Annotated in this window: 12 protein-coding genes; 6 read left to right on the top strand and 6 right to left on the bottom strand. The window is 42.9% G+C overall.

Annotation, left to right across the window (positions count from 1 at the left end):
* Window positions 1-2 precede the first annotated feature (2 nt).
* The gene (locus IZT61_RS14145) at window positions 3-254 is read left to right on the top strand and encodes a DUF6814 family protein (protein WP_196097560.1); all 252 of its coding nucleotides are present in this window, start codon (window positions 3-5) and stop codon (window positions 252-254) included.
* Window positions 255-1,022: 768 nt separating this feature from the next.
* On the opposite strand, the gene IZT61_RS14150 is transcribed toward IZT61_RS14145, so the two are convergent.
* Together IZT61_RS14150 and IZT61_RS14155 are read right to left on the bottom strand one after the other, a co-directional pair.
* On the bottom strand, window positions 1,023-2,207 hold the full coding sequence (locus IZT61_RS14150; protein ID WP_196097562.1) for a class I SAM-dependent rRNA methyltransferase: 1,185 nt from the start codon (window positions 2,205-2,207) through the stop codon (window positions 1,023-1,025).
* A gap of 714 nt (window positions 2,208-2,921) precedes the next feature.
* Window positions 2,922-3,956: a LacI family DNA-binding transcriptional regulator gene (locus tag IZT61_RS14155; protein WP_196097564.1), complete on the bottom strand. Its 1,035-nt coding sequence runs from the start codon at window positions 3,954-3,956 to the stop codon at window positions 2,922-2,924.
* 253 nt (window positions 3,957-4,209) lie between these two features.
* Between IZT61_RS14155 and IZT61_RS14160 the strand changes: the two genes are divergently transcribed.
* The 5 genes from IZT61_RS14160 to IZT61_RS14180 all read left to right on the top strand — a co-directional run bounded on the left by IZT61_RS14160 (window position 4,210) and on the right by IZT61_RS14180 (window position 13,517).
* Window positions 4,210-7,398 (top strand): SusC/RagA family TonB-linked outer membrane protein, encoded by a 3,189-nt coding sequence (locus IZT61_RS14160; RefSeq protein ID WP_196097566.1) that lies wholly within the window; start codon window positions 4,210-4,212, stop codon window positions 7,396-7,398.
* A gap of 23 nt (window positions 7,399-7,421) precedes the next feature.
* Window positions 7,422-9,218 carry a RagB/SusD family nutrient uptake outer membrane protein gene (locus IZT61_RS14165; RefSeq protein ID WP_196097568.1) on the top strand — a complete coding sequence of 599 codons (1,797 nt, stop codon included), beginning with the start codon at window positions 7,422-7,424 and terminating at the stop codon, window positions 9,216-9,218.
* 10 nt (window positions 9,219-9,228) lie between these two features.
* Window positions 9,229-10,827, top strand: coding sequence for a DUF5123 domain-containing protein (locus tag IZT61_RS14170; RefSeq protein WP_196097570.1), 1,599 nt, complete (start codon window positions 9,229-9,231; stop codon window positions 10,825-10,827).
* A 468-nt stretch (window positions 10,828-11,295) separates the two neighbouring features.
* On the top strand, window positions 11,296-12,297 hold the full coding sequence (locus IZT61_RS14175) for a pectinesterase family protein (protein ID WP_196097571.1): 1,002 nt from the start codon (window positions 11,296-11,298) through the stop codon (window positions 12,295-12,297).
* A gap of 473 nt (window positions 12,298-12,770) precedes the next feature.
* Complete coding sequence (locus IZT61_RS14180; protein ID WP_196097573.1) at window positions 12,771-13,517, top strand: rhamnogalacturonan acetylesterase; 747 nt, start codon at window positions 12,771-12,773, stop codon at window positions 13,515-13,517.
* A gap of 49 nt (window positions 13,518-13,566) precedes the next feature.
* On the opposite strand, the gene IZT61_RS14185 is transcribed toward IZT61_RS14180, so the two are convergent.
* The 4 genes from IZT61_RS14185 to IZT61_RS14200 all read right to left on the bottom strand — a co-directional run bounded on the left by IZT61_RS14185 (window position 13,567) and on the right by IZT61_RS14200 (window position 18,690).
* Window positions 13,567-15,192: an NADP-dependent glyceraldehyde-3-phosphate dehydrogenase gene (locus IZT61_RS14185; protein ID WP_196097575.1), complete on the bottom strand. Its 1,626-nt coding sequence runs from the start codon at window positions 15,190-15,192 to the stop codon at window positions 13,567-13,569.
* A 143-nt stretch (window positions 15,193-15,335) separates the two neighbouring features.
* Window positions 15,336-16,775 carry an MFS transporter gene (locus tag IZT61_RS14190; protein WP_196097577.1) on the bottom strand — a complete coding sequence of 480 codons (1,440 nt, stop codon included), beginning with the start codon at window positions 16,773-16,775 and terminating at the stop codon, window positions 15,336-15,338.
* A 20-nt stretch (window positions 16,776-16,795) separates the two neighbouring features.
* Window positions 16,796-17,458 (bottom strand): bifunctional 4-hydroxy-2-oxoglutarate aldolase/2-dehydro-3-deoxy-phosphogluconate aldolase, encoded by a 663-nt coding sequence (locus IZT61_RS14195; RefSeq protein ID WP_196097579.1) that lies wholly within the window; start codon window positions 17,456-17,458, stop codon window positions 16,796-16,798.
* Between the two features lie 182 nt (window positions 17,459-17,640).
* Window positions 17,641-18,690: a sugar kinase gene (locus IZT61_RS14200; protein ID WP_196097581.1), complete on the bottom strand. Its 1,050-nt coding sequence runs from the start codon at window positions 18,688-18,690 to the stop codon at window positions 17,641-17,643.
* Between the last annotated feature and the right edge of the window lie 320 nt (window positions 18,691-19,010).

Here is a 19,010-nt window from a genome sequence, read left to right on the forward strand (position 1 = left end):
TCATGAATACATTAAAGAAATTTTTAGGTTTAATTTGGATGATCCTCGGGCCCCTAGCAATGACTTTTTTGTTTTTGCAGGCCATTGAAAAAGTTGGGTTAACGCACACCGATATTGAGCGGACGAATACTATTTTGCAGTGGGCGATTATTCTTTTTATCTTTTTACCAATAAGCATTGGCCTGATGATTTTCGGTTTCTACGCCTGGAAAGGTGAGTATGATAGGTTGCCTGAAAGTTCGGGAGAACTTTAATAAGGATGTTGTCAAAACCCTTGCTGTCATTCCGAGGCACGAGGAATCCCTATGCGATAGAAGATGAATGTTCATATACCGCTGCCAATGGCAGAGACGGAAATAAACACCGTCATTTCGACGTTAGGAGAAATCTGTTTCCTACATGGCCCAACACTTTGTCGCAGCACTTCTTTTCGTGCATCTTGGGTTACAGATTTCTCGGCTAAGCTCGAAATGACGATATTTTGATGGATGCGTTGCCACGGAGGCACGGAAAGCACGGAGAAAAATGTGAAACATGTTTCCGTGTCAATCTGTGTTTCCGTGGCCGTAATTTTGAGCACGCGATAATTGGGGTTGCCACGGAGGCATTCTGAATGAATAATTGGATAGGCAAAAGCGAGACGCTTGCGCCAGATGGGGGTTTTATCCTTAACTTAATAGCATTGGTAGCGTCCCGCTACGACGATCTCGGTTAATAGCGGGCGCAAACCCCTAGCTTTAAGATCCCCAGCCAAGCTGAGGATGACGACCGTTCATAGTTGATGCCAAGATAGGCCCAACACTTTGTCGTAGCACTTCTTTTCGTGCATCTTGGGTTACAGATTTCTCGGCTAAGCTCGAAATGACGATCTTTTGATGCATGCGTTGCCACGGAAGGCATTCTGAATGAATAATTGGATAGGCACAAGCGAGGAACTCCCCTACTTGGGTTACAGATTTCTCCTCGTTCCTCGTTCGAAATGACGATACTTCGGACTTAGGCCTTTCCGACCTCGGACTTCCTTACAAAACCCTCAACAATAGACCTTTCAAATATTCGCCTTCTGAGAACGAAATTCTAACAGGGTGATCTTCTGGTTGGCAGAACTGCTTAATTATCTGTACCTCTTTGCCAGCATCTAAGGCGGCCCAGGCGATAATCTGCTTAAAGGTTTCAATATCAACAGCACCTGAACACGAAAACGTAGCCAGCAATCCGCCTTTTTCGAGTAAGAGCATGCCCAAACGGTTCAAATCTTTATATGCTCTTGCCGCCCGATCCAAAGCCGAACGCGATGGTGCATATTTTGGCGGATCGAGCACAATGACGTCGAATAATTCTCCGGATTCTTTAAAAGCCCTTAGTTGTTTATTTACGTCAGATTGTATGGCAGTAACCTTATTTGCATCGAACTTATTCAGTTCCACGTTCTGTTTTAACGTTTCTACAGCAAGGTTAGAGCTATCTACGCTGGTAACATTCGCCGCATCGTTGGCCAAACAGTTTAAGCTAAAGCCGCCGCTGTAACTAAAGCAATCCAACACTTTTTTACCTTTTGCGTAACTGGCCAAAATCTTTCTGTTATCGCGTTGGTCGCAATAGAAGCCTGATTTTTGTCCCTCGGCAATGTTGATATTATAGGCAATTCCGTTTTCTTTAACTTCCAAAAACTCGGGTGGGTTTTCGCCCCAAAGCAAGCCGTTTTCTATTGGCAGTCCTTCGTGTGTACGAGCGGTGGCATCGCTTTTATCAAAAATCCCTTTCGGCTGTAATTCTGCTTTTAAAATCTCAACAATGGTCGATTTTTCCCTTTCAATTCCTGTGCTCAAAATCTGTAGGGAAAGAAAATCGGCATATTTATCCACGATTAATCCGGGCAGAAAATCAGCTTCGCTGAACACTAAACGGCAGGTATTCGTTTCACTATTTAAAATCGGTTGGCGGGCGGCAATGGCCTGTTTCAATCGGTTTTCGTACCAATCTTTACCTATTGTTTGGTTTTCATCCCATTCTAGCAAACGCACCGCAACCCGCGAATTGCTATTGTAATAACCATAGGCTAGAAACTCCTTGTCAAAGGCAAAAACCTTTACCACTTCCCCATCTTCGGGTTTCCCTTTTACTTTTTCTAAAGCACCAGAAAATACCCACGGATGCCTTTGTAATGCTGCTTTCTCTTTACCCTTTTTTAATGAGATTTCTACCATGATGCAAAGGTAGTGATTTAGTCTCTAGTCTGAAGTCTTGAGTCTAAAGTCTGTGGTTTATGGGCGGCAATTCTGAGTTTTAATTTTTGGAAAAAAATCAATATAAAGTGACGTTTATTATTCTTGCCGTCTTTCCCGCAGGCGGGAATCTTAAAGCGAGAGCAGCAGCATTAGCATTAGGATCCCCAGCCAAGCTGAGGATGACGACCGTTCATGTAGAGGCTTTTAAAACAGTGAGTTGCAAACCAACCTCATTGCGAGGCACGCCCGCCTGACCGGACGGGCAGGAATGCTATTAAGTTAAGCTCTTCAGTTGTCATTATAAGAAAGAGTTTAGGCATAAAATCAAGTATGAGCTAAATAGTTATCCGATCACCATTATTCTTGCCGTCTTTCCCGCGCAGGCGGGAATCTTAAAGCGAGAGCAGCAGCATTAGCATTAGGATCCCCAGTCAAGCTGAGGATGACGACCGTTCATGTAGAGGCTTTTAAAACAGTGAGTTGCAAACCAACGTCATTGCGAAGCCGGGCTTGTGCCTTTCGACTACGCTCAAGATAAACTCAGCTGAAGCAATCTGATTAACGGAAAGAGATTGCTTCGTTCCTCGCAATGACGACCGTTCGTAGAAGCTGTCCATTGATAGCGTGTAAGGATAACTATCGGATGACAGAAACAATTCAAACAATTAAACAATTCCAACAGTTAACCATTTCCTACAAAAACCTGTTGCCCAAACTCTTTTGTTTCCTCACGAGTTCAGTATCCAAAACCTTTGTTTCAAATTCTGTTACTGGTCGTTTGGCTTCAATCATCGAAATCAGCAATTCTGTAGCCACCTGCCCCATTTCAAAAGCGGGTTGCTTTACTGAGGTTAGCGAGGGCGAAAACAGTTCGACAACGCTCGAATTGGTAAAACCGGCAATTGCAATTTTATGGGCAACCTCGGGGTTTGTTTTCTTTAGGGCCATAATACAGCCCGTGGTAAGTCTGTCGCTGGCAATAAAAATACCATCGGGGCTGAGCGGTATCAGTGCTTTAACCGCTTGCTCGAGTTCGGCGCTATGCATGCCCCCATGTTGGCAATATTTCACCAAATCGGGGTTAAATTCGATATGATATTTGGCCAGAGCCGCCTGGTATCCTTTTAAGCGCTCCTTTGTAATAGAAAGATTCTCTGAATTGGTTAAGTGCGCAATTTTCCGCTTTCCCGATAAAATCAAATGTTCTGTGGCATCAAAAGCGCCTTTAAAATTATTGGCAATTACTTTGTGGGTTTCAAAATCTTCGGGCACACGATCGAAAAAAACGATGGGCAAACCTTTGCCATACAAATCGCGGAGGTAATCGATGTCTTGCGTTTCTGATGATAAGGCAATCAACAAGCCGTCAATCGATCTCGATGCCAGATGCTCAACGTTCAGCTTTTCCTGTTTGTACGATTCGTGGCTTTGAGAAATAATTACATGATAATCCTTGTCGTAGGCAATCGACTCGATGCCGTTAATTACCTGCGAAAAAAAGTTGTTGGCAATTTCGCTAACGATGATCCCGATCGAGTAGCTTCGGCGTTCCTTTAAACTTCGGGCAATGGGGTTGGCCCTGTAATTTACCTTCTCAGCATACGCCAAAACGAGCTTTTTTGTTTCTTCACTAATTTCGTAACGGTCTCTTAAAGCCCTCGAAACTGTCGAGGTAGACAGGCCCAGTGCTTTAGCAATATCTTTTATGGTAGAAGTTTCAAATCTCATCTTTCAGGGGATGCGTACAAGTTACGAAAAATATCTCTTTTGATGGTTTTGATCACAATATTAATAAACGTTAAAACTACGTTTTTGGGAACGTTTGCACAGTTTTTTGGTTAAAATCGATTCCAATCCATTTTTAGTTTGTAAAATTGTTTAATCAACCTAACCAAATATAATCAACCCTTATCACCGCGACATAGAATTATCTTCTGAGTTCACCCTATAAATCATTCAATCAACAAATAAATCAATCACTATGAGCAGAGTTTTACTCTTATTGGCATTTCTCTCTTTTTTTGGTTCGTCTGTAGTAAAAGCACAAAACAGACAGCTTACCGGAACAATAAAAGATAAAGCCGACGGGCAACCTTTAGTTGGCGTTAGCATTACCATTAAAGATTCGAAAACCGGCGCCAGCACCGACGGAAACGGTGTTTTTAAAATCAGCATTCCCTCAAAAGGTGCTGTTCTTACCTTTACCTACATCGGATATAAAACGAAAACTATCGGCGTAACGGACCAATCCAAATTGGATTTAACCTTAGAAGAAGATGCAAATACCTTGCAGGAGGTTACGGTAAATGTGGGTTACGGCGTAGTACGGAAGAAAGATTTAACGGGTGCAGTATCATCTGTTGGGGCCGATGTAATTGCAGCGGCGCCCGTTTCATCAGCGTTGGAAGCCATTCAAGGCCGTGTTGCTGGGGTTAATATCGCTTCAACCGAAGGTTCTCCCGATGCAGAAATGGTAGTTAGGGTAAGGGGCGGTGGCTCTATTACCGGCGACAATTCTCCGCTGTATATTGTAGATGGATTTCCGGTGGCTTCAATTGCTGATATTGCACCGCAGGATATTGAAACGATAGACATTTTAAAGGATGCATCATCGACGGCTATTTATGGTTCGCGGGGTGCAAACGGGGTAATTTTGGTAACAACAAAGAACAGTAAAGATGGCAAAACAACAATTGCCTACAATGTTTTTACGGGCGTTAAAAATTTAGCGAACAAGTTAGATGTTTTATCTCCCCTTGATTATGTTACCTGGCAGTACGAACGTTCGTTGTTAGATAACTCGCCAATTGATTACACGCAGTACTTTGGCAACTATCAAGATATCGATCTGTATGGAAATGTGCCGACAAACGATTGGCAGGAAATTGTTTTTGGCCGTACGGGAACTACATTCAACCAGAACCTGAACATTAGTGGCGGCGGCGAAAAAACCAAATATAGCCTTAGCCATAGTTATGTAAAGGACAAAGCGATTATGCAACTTTCTGATTTTGAAAGGCAGAATGTAAATTTTAAGCTCAACCATAAATTATACGATAGGCTGACCCTCGATTTCGGGTTTAGATATGCCAACACAAAAATTAAAGGCGGCGGTGCAAACGAACAAAACGAGGTTTCGTCGGCCGATTCTCGCCTCAAAAATGCGATGATTTATCCGCCATTCCCCGTACCGGGCTTAACCACTACGACCGAAACCGACGACGAGTTTAACTTATACAGTCCTTTAATTTCTATTTCTGATAACGACCAATATATCCAACGTAAAACCTATAACCTAAATGGTGCGGTTAGCTGGGATATTATTGATAATTTAAGGCTCCGCACGGAGGTCGGTTACGATGGCTACCGGAACGATCAGGATCGTTTTTATGGTACAACAACCTATTACGTGCGAAATGTGCCCTCGGCCGAAAATCAAAACCTTCCGGCCCTTATTCTTACCAATTCCAATAGAAACAGTTTCAGAAATACCAACACGTTAAACTATAATTTTAGTAAAATTTTAGGTAAAGACCACAACCTAACTGCTTTGCTTGGGCAGGAATTTATAAAAACTGAACTGGACATTTTAACAAACGTGGTTCACGGGTTTCCAGAGTCATTCGGTTTTCAGGATGCTAGAAAATTATCTACGCAAGGAAAAGCCAATTCGATTGATAACAATTTTTCGCCTGATGATAAATTGCTTTCATTTTTCGGACGGGCAAACTACGATTACCTGGGCAAGTACTTAATCAGTGCAACTTTTAGGGCCGATGGTTCGTCGAAATTCTCGCCGGGCAATCAATGGGGTTATTTCCCATCAGTTTCTGCCGCCTGGCGCATTTCTCAGGAAGAGTTTATGCAGGGCACAAAATCGTGGCTTAGCGATTTAAAGTTGAGGGCCAGTTATGGTACTGCCGGAAATAACAATATCCCGCCGGGACAGATGAACCAAACCTTCCAAAATTCGGTTACCACTTGGGTAAATGGCTTTAACAACTATTGGGCAGCCTCTAAAACGATGGCCAATCCCGATTTGAAATGGGAAACCACCGTTACCAAAAATTTAGGTTTGGATTTTACTTTGTTCGATGCAAAAGTTACCGGTACTATTGATGCTTATCTAAACCGAACAAAAGATTTGTTGCTTCAATTCCCAGTTGCTGGTACAGGTTACGATTTTCAATACCGCAACATCGGCGAAACGCAGAATAAGGGGCTCGAATTCTCGCTGAACTGGAACGCGATCAGAAAGACGAATTTCGATTTATCATTTTCTGCAAACATCAACTTCAACAGAAATAAAATAATTTCGTTAGGTGCAATTAAAAACATCAACGGCACATCCGGCTGGGCTTCAACGGAGATCAATGTCGATTATTTAGTAGAGGAAGGCGCTTCAGTGGGCAGAATTTACGGTTACCGCAACGCCGGCAGATACGAAGTGTCGGATTTTACTGGCTATAATGCGACAACAAACACGTGGACGTTAAAGCCGGGCATCGTAAATGGTTCTGAGTTTTTAGGCACCATCAGGCCGGGAACAATGAAAATCGAAGATCTCTCTGGTGATGGCAAAATTGATTTATCAGACCGTACCGTTATCGGCAATGCAAATCCGCTAAATACCGGAGGATTTTCTGTCAATTCGAGAATTTACGGCTTCGATATTGGCGCCTACTTTAACTGGAGCTACGGAAACGATGTGTACAATGCCAATAAAATCGAATACACCTCAACCAGTAAATACAGCTCTCGAAACATGCTCTCGATCATGGAATCGGGCAACCGCTGGACGAACCTTCGTGCTGATGGAACGCTCAGCAACGACCCAACCGAGCTTGCTGCCATGAATGCCAATACCACTTTATGGTCGCCATACATGAAAACCTTTGTGCTGAGCGATTGGGCGGTAGAAGATGGATCGTTTTTACGTTTATCTACCTTAACGCTGGGCTATACGTTGCCGGCAAGAATTTCGAGCAAACTTAAAATGAAAAAGCTGCGCCTTTATGCCTCGGCATATAATTTATGGCTGCTAACAGATTATACAGGCTTTGATCCCGAGGTTTCGACCAGGCGCAGAACAAACCTAACGCCCGGTGTAGATTATTCGGCTTATCCAAAAAGCAAATCGTTTGTATTTGGTTTAAATGTTAATTTTTAGGCTACAATTTTAATTTCAAAGAAATGAAAAAAGTAATATATACATTATTCATCCTTACCGGCCTTACTTTGGTAACGAGCTGTAAAAAGGTGCTCGATGCCCCAACAAAGTCATCGCTTGATGAATCTGTAATTTTCTCTACCCCGGGGCTGGCCGAAGGCGCCATTGCAGGCATTATCCAATCGTTTGGCGAGACCAACTCCTATCGCGGTCGTTTTTTGGTTTATTACGGAATTAACAACGATACCGAGGTAAGTAACAGCTTAAAGGCAACCGGCGATGACAAATCGCGGTTATCTAATTACAACGCCAATGTAAACAACGGGCAAATGAATACCGATAACAATGCCTGGGCAAAGTTTTACGAGGGCATTGAGCGGGCAAATTTGGCCATACGCGGTATAAGGACTTATGGCAAGGTAGAAAGCAACGCCCAAATGGCGCAAATACTTGGCGAAATACTCACTTTAAGGGCCGTGCTGTATAACGATTTAATTAAAGGTTGGGGCGATGTACCGGCCCGTTTTGAGCCCATTACTACGGCAACCACTTATCTGCCCCGAAGCGATAGAGATGTAATTTACAAACAGCTACTGGCCGATTTAGATGAAGCAGCGGGTTATTTGCCATGGCCGAACGATAATGCCACAACCAGCAATGTAGAGCGTGTAAACAAGGCCTTTGCTAAAGGGTTAAGGGCACGTTTGGCGCTTGCCGCGGGCGGTTATGCACAACGCCTCGATGGAACCGTACACTTAAGTACCGATCCTGATTTGGCTCCTGCTAAAATGTACGCCATTGCAAAAACAGAATGTCTGGATATTATCAACAGCAATAAATTGAGATTATTGGGGTTTGAAGAAGTGTTTAGAAAGCTGAATGAGGAAGCCGGACAGGCGGGCTTAGAATCGATGTGGGAAATTCCATTTAGCGAAGGCAGGGGAAGGGTAATTTTCGACCTTGGCGTAAAGCACTTAAAAACCGATAAATATACCGGACAAAATAAAGGCGGAACGAACGGACCGAACCCGATTATGTTGTACGAATATGAGCCGGGAGACGTAAGGAGAAGCGTTACCGTGGTGCCTTACGAATGGGATGGCGGAACGGGTGAAACTGGTGGATATCAAGTGCCATCGAGCCTAGGCCGTTTGTATTTCGGTAAGTATCGTTACGAATGGATGAAAAGAAGAGTAACATCTACCAATGATGATGGTTTAAACTGGATGTACATGCGTTATGCCGACGTGGTTTTAATGGCTGCGGAGGCCGTTAACGAACTGGATGGGCCTGCAGCTGCGGCACCGTATTTGAAAATGATCCGCGATCGTGCTTTTCCTAACGATGCCGCCAAGGTTACCGCTTTTATGACCACGGCAACCGCTTCGAAAGCAGCGTTCTTTAATGCAATTGTTAACGAAAGGGCTTTAGAATTTACTGGCGAGATGCTCAGAAAGGGCGACTTGATTCGTTGGAACCTTTTGGGTACAAAAATAGCCGAGGCGAAAATTAAATTACAGCAGCTCGAAAACAGACAAGGTAAATACGCAAATCTTCCAGCCAAAATTTATTATAAAACGGCTGCAAACGGGGAAACCGTCGACATTTACGGGTTGAATTTCGGAGATACCGATGCGCAGGGTGTGGCGCTGGGTTACACCTCGAGTAAAACGTGGACAATGGTTTCGACGGGTGATGCATCAACCTTTTGGGATGCACTTGCCGTAAAAGATCCGAATGCACAACAAGTTTGGCCAATATGGCAGGTGTTTTTAGATTCTTCTAACGGATTGTTAAATAATAAAAATTTGAACTTATAATAGCATTGTAATGAACAAGAATAGATTGTACAGTTACATTTTCTTTCTGGTAACCCTGATTAGTTTCTCGGGATGTAAGGACAATAATTTGGAGGAGATTACCAACCTTGAAGTGGACCGGGCTTTTTCTCCAACAGGGCTTACTGCAACGGTAGTTAACAAAACTGGGGTAAGGTTGACATGGAAAGCGGTTAATAATGCCAAAACATACACCGTAGAGGTTTTTACAACGACAGATTTTTCGGGCACAGCCGTGAAAACCGTTAAAGACATCGCTTTTACGCAAGTGCCATACACAGTTACGGGGCTGGCAGGCGATACGCAGTATTATATCAGAGTTAAAGCATCGGGCGAGGGCGTTGATGATTCAAAATATGTTAGTGTGGCGATAAAAACTGAGCCTGAGCAAATTTTTCAGGATATTACCGCTGATAAACTCGGCTCGAGAACGGTAACCTTAAATTTCCCCGCTGGCGAAAATGCAACAACCATTACGCTAAATCCGGGCAATATAACCAGAGCCGTTACACCAGCCGAAATTACCGCCGGAGCGATAACACTAACGGGTTTAACACCAAAAACCACGTACACGGCAACCTTGCTCTTAAACGGAACGGTGAGGGGAACCAAAACTTTTACCACACCAGCAGAGTTGCCTACAGGCGCCGATGTTGTTATTGTAGCAGCAACCGACGATTTGGCTGCAATGATACAAGCAGCTACAAAGAGCACGAGGTTTGTAATTTTGGAAGGATCGAAATACAATGCCGATCTGGCTTTCACCTTACCGGCGGGCATCGATATTAGCATTATTGGTGAGGTTGCTGCGGTAAAACCGATTGTTTCCTTTACACAAATTATTTTGCCTGTTACTGGCGGTAAGCTGCATTTCGAAAATGTCGACGTTAATGCGTATGCATTGGGCAATGAAACTACAACCCGACGCCAATATGTAATTAACCAAAGTACAGCGTCTACCTTTGATGAGGTTTCTTTCGAAAACTGCAACATTCGCAACTTCGTTAACACGCCGATGCGCATGCAAGGGTCTGCAGCAATTACATTGAATAAATTCATTGTAAATAATTGCATAATCGATAACATCAGCATCGCCGATGCAGGCCCGGGCGGAGGAAACTATGCATTCATCAATTCGAACGTGGCTACGGGTAAAATCAATAATATCACATTAACCAACAACACGTTTTCGAATATTGGCTATGGTTTAATCTTGCACAATCAGGCCCCATCTCAAACCGTGACGATAGAAAATAACACTTTTTATAACGTGGTGGGCGATGCGAGGTATTTTATCGATTACAACGCACAAACCATATCGGGCGGGTTTTCATTTAAAAATAATATCGTAGCCAAAACACTATCACCAGCGGCAACAGCCAGAGGCATGAGAACTGCAACAGCGCCAACGGTAGCCAACAACTATCAAACCAGCGATGTGGTGTTTACGGCCAATCCTATTCCCGGTATTACCGCCTATGCCGGTGCAAGCACAGCTTTGTTCACGGCTCCGGCTACCAAAAACTTTAAAATAAAAGATGATGGCTTTGCGGGGAAATCCACCGCAGGCGATCCGAGGTGGAGATTGTAACTTAAATATTAAAAAGGGCAGGTTTCTGCCCTTTTTTGTTGAAATTTATTCCAACAATATTACTAAACGGTATGTCACACTGAGCGTAGTCGAAGTGGGTGTTTTGTGAGTCTTTACAGGAGTGGTCATAATGCTTAGACGTCAGTTTTAGGAAAGACAAGAGGTTGGAATGGCAAGTTTTGAAGACAGTGGGTTTTTAGCGTTCTATATTTCATCGCTTAGAGATTTACTTAATCAAGCTACCAATGAAGAAATAAGAAAGATCGTCATTGCGAGGCACGAAGCAATCTCATTTCGTAAATCAGATTGCTTCAGCTCGCACAAACCCGGCCTCGCAATGACGATTCGTCGAAAAAGGGATTGCATGAGCGTAGAGCAGTGCAAAATGGCGAACAGATTCTTTCCCGAGAATCCGATAGCTATCGGATGACAAACCAATAAAAAAATGAAAAACCTCTTAATAATGCAATGAAACCATCAACCTATCTTAAAATTACTTTCTTTATTTTTGCATTCATCTTTTCTAATGCCCGGGCGCAAGACCCAAAATATCCGGCAGAGATTACCGTGTCTCAAGACGGAGGGGGTAACTATAAAACCATTCAGGAAGCCATCAATTCCGTTCGCGATTTAGGCGAAAAAGAAGTGAAAATATTGATCAAGGCAGGCATTTATAAAGAAAAGATTGCCATTCCATCATGGAAAACCAAGATTAGCTTGATAGGTGAGGACAAAACAAATACAATTATTACATTCGATGATTATTCGGGAAAGCCAATCCCGGCCAACAAGGATGCCTTCGGGAAAGATAAATTTTCAACCTTTACGTCGTACACCTTACTGGTGCAGGCAAATGATGTTAAACTAGAGAATTTAACCATTTCGAACACGGCGGGCCGAGTGGGACAAGCGGTAGCACTGCATGTTGAAGGCGATCGTTTTGTAGCGCTAAATTGTAATCTTTTAGGCAACCAAGATACGCTTTACGCTGCCACGGAAAACAGCCGACAGTTTTATCAAAATTGTTTTATCGAAGGAACAACCGATTTTATCTTCGGTACTGCCACTGCAGTGTTTCAGGGTTGTACCATTAAAAGCTTGTCAGATTCTTACATTACGGCGGCGTCTACATCCAAAAATCAAAAATTTGGCTTCGTATTTTTAGGCTGTAAAATTGTAGCCGATTCTTCTGTGAGTAAAGTTGCACTGGGTCGACCATGGCGACCGTATGCAAAAACGGTGTTCATCAATTGCGATTTGGGAAAACATATTTCACCTGCAGGATGGAATCCGTGGAAAGGAGATTTGATGTTTCCTGATAAGGAAAAAACGGTTTTTTATGCAGAATATAAAAACGTTGGTGCAGGTGCATCTCCAAAAACAAGATTGCCTTGGGCGAAGCAGTTAACAGCCAAGGAAGCGGGGAGTTATACAATTGAAAATATATTTGGTGATGGCTGGAAGCCTTAATATAACGCTGTCATCCGAAAGCTATCGGATCTGAACGGTCGTCATCCTCATAGGTCAATTTTTGAAAAGAATGAAGGAATTGAGATGACAGTCTAAACGCTGTCATCCTGAGGGGGTAATTTTTAACAAAATATCAATATCAAGTGACGTGTTTAAGGCGGTCGTCATTCCCGCGCAGGCGGGAATCTTAAAGCTTTAGCATTAAGATCCCCAGTCAAGCTGAGGATGACGACCGTTCATAGTTAGCGCCTTAGACAGCTTAACTAAATAGCATTGGGACGGTCAGGCAGTGAAGAATCCGCAGGCGATGAAGACATGGCTTCAAACCTGCACAAGCCTAAAACATGAGCGTCGGCGGGCTCACAAGTTTCCGTGCTAATAGACTAGGGATTGCTTCGTGCCTCGCAATGACGCCGTAAAAGTAATTAAAAAGAAGTCAAGTTTTTAAAACTTGACTTCTTTAGTAATCTGATATGAAAACTACAATCTACAAAACAACTGCTGCCATAATTCTTGTGGCTTTATTCTCATTCTCCAACCAAAAAAAGCAAACATCGCTTTACATTATTGGCGATTCTACAGCGGCGAACAAAGAAGCAAAGGCATATCCCGAAACAGGTTGGGGTATGGAGTTACAGGCGTTTTTTAATAGCGACGTTAAAGTAGATAACAGGGCGCTCAATGGAAGAAGTACCAAATCATTTCGGGCGGAGGGACGTTGGCAACCCATTTTCGACAACCTGAAAAAAGGCGACTATGTTTTTATTGAGTTTGGCCATAACGATGAAAAAGTTGATAAACCCGCAGTTGGCGTTTCCTTAGCTAATTTTAAAGTCAACCTTATTAATTATGTCAACGAAACGAGAAGTAAAAAAGCAATTCCGGTTTTGCTTACGCCGATTTCGAGAAGAACCTTTAAAGATGGAGTACTCATCGATTCGCATGGCGATTATCCAAAAATTACGCGACAAGTAGCCGATTCGCTAAAAGTTCCGCTTATTGACATGTTGGTTAAAACCGAAAGCTTGTTAACCCGTCTGGGCGATGCAGGGTCGATAAAGTTATTTAATCATGTCGACTCAGGGCATGTAAATTATCCGCAGGGGAAAAAAGATGATACCCATTTGAGTCCGGCGGGGGCAAAGCAGGTTGCAGGCTTGGTTGTGCAAGGGATTCAGGAATTAAAATTGGGCTTGGCGAAAAGGTTAGCCAGAGATTAAAGAGTTACTAACTTTTAAAAAGTTAGTAACTCTAAGGTTGAAATTCTCATTAAAAAATATACTTCGTACTTAAAAAATTCGAGTCATCGCCTTTAACAATTTCGTTCAGTAGCTTTTTGTTGTCATCCGTAAACTTGGTGGCAACCAAAGAGCGGATCGAGAACGAACGCAAGGCATCAACAACCGAAAGTGTCCCTTCGGCGCTATCTTTACGGCCCGTGAAAGGGAAAGCATCTGGCCCACGCTGACATTGGCAGTTGATGTTTACCCGACTTACCTGATTAACCAAAGGATCGATCAATGAAGAAATAACAGCCGCATTATTGCTAAAAATACTCACCTGCTGCCCGTGTGGCGAACCGATTAAATACTCAATAGGCTCTTCGAGATCATCGAACGGCACAACCGGCACAATTGGGCCAAATTGCTCTTCGCGGTACAGCTTCATGTTGCTGTTTACCGGGTAAACAATGGCCGGATAAACAAAAGTTTCAAAGGTTTGTCCACCGTTTTTGTTCACCACCTTTGCACCGTGAGAAACGGCATCATCAATACATTCTTTTAAATATTCGGGTTTATTTAACTCCGGCAATGGAGTAAGGTTAACTCCTTTTTCCCAAGGCATACCAAACTTCAATTTTTCTACCTCGGCCGATAATCGCTTTAAAAACTCTTGCGCCAAACTGCGGTGCACATACACGATTTTGATGGCCGTACAACGTTGCCCATTGAAAGAAAGCGAACCCAAAACCGTTTCCGAAACGGCGAGGTCTAAATCAGCATCTTTGGTAATAATAGCTGCATTTTTTGCGTCTAAACCCAAAATAGCTCTCAAGCGGTTTACTTTCGGGTGCAGTTTTTTAAGTTCATTGGCTACTTTACTCGATCCGATCAACGTTAACACGTTAATTTTTCCGGATTTCATCAAACCCGGAACAATCGTATTCCCACGACCGTAAATGGTGTTTACCACGCCCTTCGGAAAGCTCGAGCGAAACGCCTCAAGTAAAGGATAATGTAATAACGTGCCGTGCTTAGGTGGTTTGAATAAAAGCGTATTGCCCATAATCAATGCCGGAATCAGTGTAGTAAAAGTTTCGTTTAAGGGATAGTTGAAAGGCCCCATACAAAGCACTACACCAAGCGGCGAACGACGAACCTGCGCCACAATTCCTTGCTCGATCTCAAAACGCGACGATTGCCTGTCGATGTCTTTTAAAGCATCAATAGTTGCATAGATATATTCAACCGTACGGTCGAATTCTTTAACCGAATCGGCATACGATTTACCGATTTCCCACATAATCAACTTGGCAACAATTTCCTTTTGCTCAATCATTTTATGCGTAAAATTTTCTACGCAGGCAATGCGATCAGCTACGCTCATGGTCGGCCACTGGCCACGCCCGTTATCGTATGCGGCTACGGCAGCATCAAGGGCTTCGGTCGATTCCTTTTCGGTACAAACCGGAAAACTGCCAATGCGTTTTCGTTTATAGCCTTCGGGAGTTTTAACACATACCGGAGAAAAAACCTCATTAAAAGGTCCACTCCATGTTTTCATTTCTCCATTTGAAAGAAATTCCTTCTGATTGATCTCTTCCTTAAGCCTAAATTCATCTGGAATCTGGCTTTCTTCAACGAAAATACTTTCGAGGTTTAGCGTTGTACTCAATTTGGTTTGGATGTTAGGGTTTATAATATTGTTAATCTATCGTTTAAGTATAGATTTTAGCTTTGTTTCGTCATTGCGAGGAACGAAGCAATCTCTTGACTTATTGATTGAGATTGCTTCGTGCCTCGCAATGACGTACTTCTTTACCTAAGTTCGATCACTTTGTATTTTGGTACCAGGGTTTTCATTACAATCCACCCGATTAAATAGCAAACTGCACAAATAGAAAAGATGATGAAATAACCCGCTTCAATTCCGTGGAAACCCATAAAATCCAATTCGGTATTCTTACTATAATCAAACAAGAGTCCTGAACCTTTATTAATTATTGTAGCGCCAATACCTCCGGCCAAACCGCCAATACCGGTTATGGTAGCAATGGCCTTTTTAGGGAACATATCGCCAACGGTTGAAAAAATGTTTGCCGACCATGCCTGGTGTGCAGCTCCGGCGATACCAATAATAATTACGGGAATCCAATAAGTAATATGCCCCAACGGTTGTGCTGCTAAGGCTAAAAGCGGGAAGAATGCAAAAATCAACATGGCTCTCATCCTGCCTTCATAGGGGTTCATTCCCTTTTTATCAACAAAATAGGTTGGTAACCAGCCGCCAATTATAGATAGCAGGGTGATCATGTACAGCACAAATAATGGGAAAGCGCTTTCGGTCGAGTCCATTCCATACACCGAGCTTAAGTAGGCAGGTGTCCAGAATAAAAAGAACCACCAAACACCATCTGTCATAAACTTACCAAAGGCAAAGGCCCAGGTTTGCTTATACTTAAAACAATCTATAAACGATACTTTCTCTTTGGTTTCTTCAACGTAATCGGCCAGTTTACGATCGTTGATAAGATCTTGTTGAATGTAAGCCAATTCTGTTGCACTCACTCTTTTGTGTAGCTCGGGCTTATTGTAAACGAAGATCCAAAGGCCCATCCAAACGAAGCCTAAAGCACCGATAATAATAAACGACATTTCCCAGCCGTACGCTTGAGCAATGAAAGGGATTGTAATGGGGGCAGCAAGTGCACCAACGGTAGCACCGGCGTTAAAGATACTGGTGGCGAAGGCCCTGTCTTTTTTAGGAAAATACTCTGCTGTAGCTTTAATTGCAGCGGGGAAATTACCTGCTTCGCCCACTGCCAACACAAGACGGGCAAAAATAAATAAGGTAACACTTACCGATACTACCATTCCGGTATCGCTAATTCGGCCAATTATTTCTTTCGCGCCTTCGAAACCTACAAACCAGTTGCCATTAATGATTCCAGCGGTTGCAATACCACAAAAGGCGTGCAAACATGCCCCTACAGACCAAATGCCAATGGCCCATAAAAACCCTTTTTTAGTGTCTAATCTATCTACTAACCGGCCAGCAAAAAGCATTGAGACGGCATAGAAAATGGAAAACAAAGCGGTTATATTTCCATAATCGTTGTTATCCCAGTGAAATTCGGGCTTAATGAAATCTGTCCACGTTAACGAAAGTACCTGTCTATCTAAATAATTTATGGTTGTGGCCAGAAACAAGAGTAAACATATGGTCCATCTGTAATTGCCGATCTTTGGTTGGTTCATTTGGTTAGGTTGTGTTAGTATTATTTGTTTTGTTGAATCAAATTGAGCGCTATTTTAGTGTTTTCGAAAAGGTCATCGTAAAGGCCTTTGCTCATTACCTCTTTACTAATGAGCTTGCTGCCCATCCCTACGGCGCAAACGCCAGCTTTAAACCACGTTTTTAGGTTGTCGGCATCAATTTCGACACCGCCCGTTGGCATAAATAACTGTCCGGCGAATAAATCCTTAATTGATGAGAGAAATTCAGGGCCAAGGATGTTCGCAGGGAAGATTTTGATCAACATGGCTTTATGTTCCTGTGCGACGCTGATTTCGGTAGGCGTCATACAACCCGGAACCCAAAGCATGCCAATTTTGTTGGCAATTTCGGCTACGGCCGGATTAACGATTGGTGCTACAATGAAGTCGGTTCCAGCTTCGATAAAAGCATTGGCATCGGCGGGCGTTTTGATCGTTCCGATACCCAAATAAAGATCGGGCATTTCTGCATCGCGAACTTCTTTCAGCTTTTTAAAGTTGGATAGCGCCGATTTACCACGGTTTGTGTATTCGAAAACACGAATGCCCGCTTTGTACAAGGTGCGTAATATCTCTACACTGCCCTCTTCGCTATCTTGATAGAAAAGTGGCAGCATGCCTTGCTCCAAAATGGCATCTAAAATTTTGTGCTTGTTACTTATCATTTGTAATGTTCAGTTTTTGGTTATTTAGTCATCCGATGAATATAGCGACCATGTTATTATTCATCGGATGACTAATTCACATATCGTTTTATTCACTTCTTCTTTTTATGTCAGGCTGAGCGGAGTCGAAACCCAACTAGCAACCCCTCGACTCCGCTTGGGGTGACAAGCCTTACTTATCATCATTTAATCATTCGCTTTTTTATATCTTCAACCGTGCTGGTGGTCGCATCACTCGGAATGTACAATTTATCGTAAGCGGCTGCGGTTGCAAAATTTAGGGTTTCGGCAACCGATAAATGGTTATAAAAACCGTAAATCAAGCCCGCCATAAAACAATCGCCACTGCCTACCTTATCTAAAATCTCTTCGGATACATATTCTGAAGATACGGTTAGTTTATCTTCGGTATACATTGTGGTATAATACCTGATCCCTTTTCCATAATCGAAACGAAAGGTGTTGGCCACAGCCTTACACGCTGGAAACAAACTTAATATTTCTTTTGAAGTATCGGTTGCTTGTTGCAGTAACGTTTCTTTTGCATAACCCGCTGTGGCCAGCAAATCTTTGTGAAGCGCAGTGCCCATCATTTTATTCGCCGCCCAAACGTTGCCCATAATTAAGGTGCAGTATTTGGCTAGCTCAGGTAAAATATCAATCGGTTCCTTGCCGTATTTCCAAAGTTTCGATCGATAATTTAAATCTAACGAAATAGTGATGTTTCTGGCCTGTGCAGCTTTCAGGGCCTCGAGGCAAACATCGGCAATAGATTGGCTAATTGCAGGGCAAATGGCGCTAAAATGAAACCAGGTTACGCCTTCGAAAACATTGTCCCAGTCAATTTGACCCACTTTTAAATCGGCATAGGCAGAGTTTGCCCGATCGTAAATTACCCCGGCATTTTTAAGGTCTTTCCCCTTCGGAAGATAATATAAGCCAAGCCGATCGCCATGAAAAACCATGGGTTTAGTATCGATATTGCGCTCGTTGAGATAACCCACAATTTCCTGGGTGACAGAATTATCGGGCATTGCCGATAAATACGCCGATGGTACATCCCAAAGCGCCAAAGCTGTGGCCACATTCAGTTCGGCACCGCCAACGTAAAAGGGCAATTTATTTTCTTTTAGCCATTGCCCATCCATATCCGGGCAAATGCGCAAAAGGATTTCTCCAAAACTTAAAACTTTTTCTCCTTCTTTTGCCAAGGATGCTATTTGGTTACTCATTTTTTATATTGGTTCGCTTTGTGTAATAAACACGGCACTTTATAGTTTCACTATCGTTTTTAATCCTCTTTTGTAAATTCTTTTATCCTTTGCTCTTTGTTTGCAAATTATTTGCCCCCGACCATGAACGGTCGTCCTTCCCAATTAAATTGGGAATCTTAATGCTAATGCTCTCGCTTTAGGATTCCTGCCTGCGCAGGAAAGACGACAAAGAATAAATACCACTTAAAGATTGGCTCAATGAAAAAAAAATAAAACTTAGATTGCAACAACAGCTACGCATGTTAAAAACTTCCGTGACCTCTGTGTTTCCATGGCAA

It is taken from the genome of Pedobacter endophyticus (assembly GCF_015679185.1).
GTDB classification, from domain to species: Bacteria; Bacteroidota; Bacteroidia; order Sphingobacteriales; family Sphingobacteriaceae; genus Pedobacter; species Pedobacter endophyticus.

Coding starts and splice junctions, on each gene's coding strand:
- IZT61_RS14145 (WP_196097560.1), top strand. CDS start 3: ATGAATACATTAAAGAAATTTTTAGGTTTAATTTGGATGATCCTCGGG.
- IZT61_RS14150 (WP_196097562.1), bottom strand. CDS start 2,207: ATGGTAGAAATCTCATTAAAAAAGGGTAAAGAGAAAGCAGCATTACAA.
- IZT61_RS14155 (WP_196097564.1), bottom strand. CDS start 3,956: ATGAGATTTGAAACTTCTACCATAAAAGATATTGCTAAAGCACTGGGC.
- IZT61_RS14160 (WP_196097566.1), top strand. CDS start 4,210: ATGAGCAGAGTTTTACTCTTATTGGCATTTCTCTCTTTTTTTGGTTCG.
- IZT61_RS14165 (WP_196097568.1), top strand. CDS start 7,422: ATGAAAAAAGTAATATATACATTATTCATCCTTACCGGCCTTACTTTG.
- IZT61_RS14170 (WP_196097570.1), top strand. CDS start 9,229: ATGAACAAGAATAGATTGTACAGTTACATTTTCTTTCTGGTAACCCTG.
- IZT61_RS14175 (WP_196097571.1), top strand. CDS start 11,296: ATGAAACCATCAACCTATCTTAAAATTACTTTCTTTATTTTTGCATTC.
- IZT61_RS14180 (WP_196097573.1), top strand. CDS start 12,771: ATGAAAACTACAATCTACAAAACAACTGCTGCCATAATTCTTGTGGCT.
- IZT61_RS14190 (WP_196097577.1), bottom strand. CDS start 16,775: ATGAACCAACCAAAGATCGGCAATTACAGATGGACCATATGTTTACTC.
- IZT61_RS14195 (WP_196097579.1), bottom strand. CDS start 17,458: ATGATAAGTAACAAGCACAAAATTTTAGATGCCATTTTGGAGCAAGGC.
- IZT61_RS14200 (WP_196097581.1), bottom strand. CDS start 18,690: ATGAGTAACCAAATAGCATCCTTGGCAAAAGAAGGAGAAAAAGTTTTA.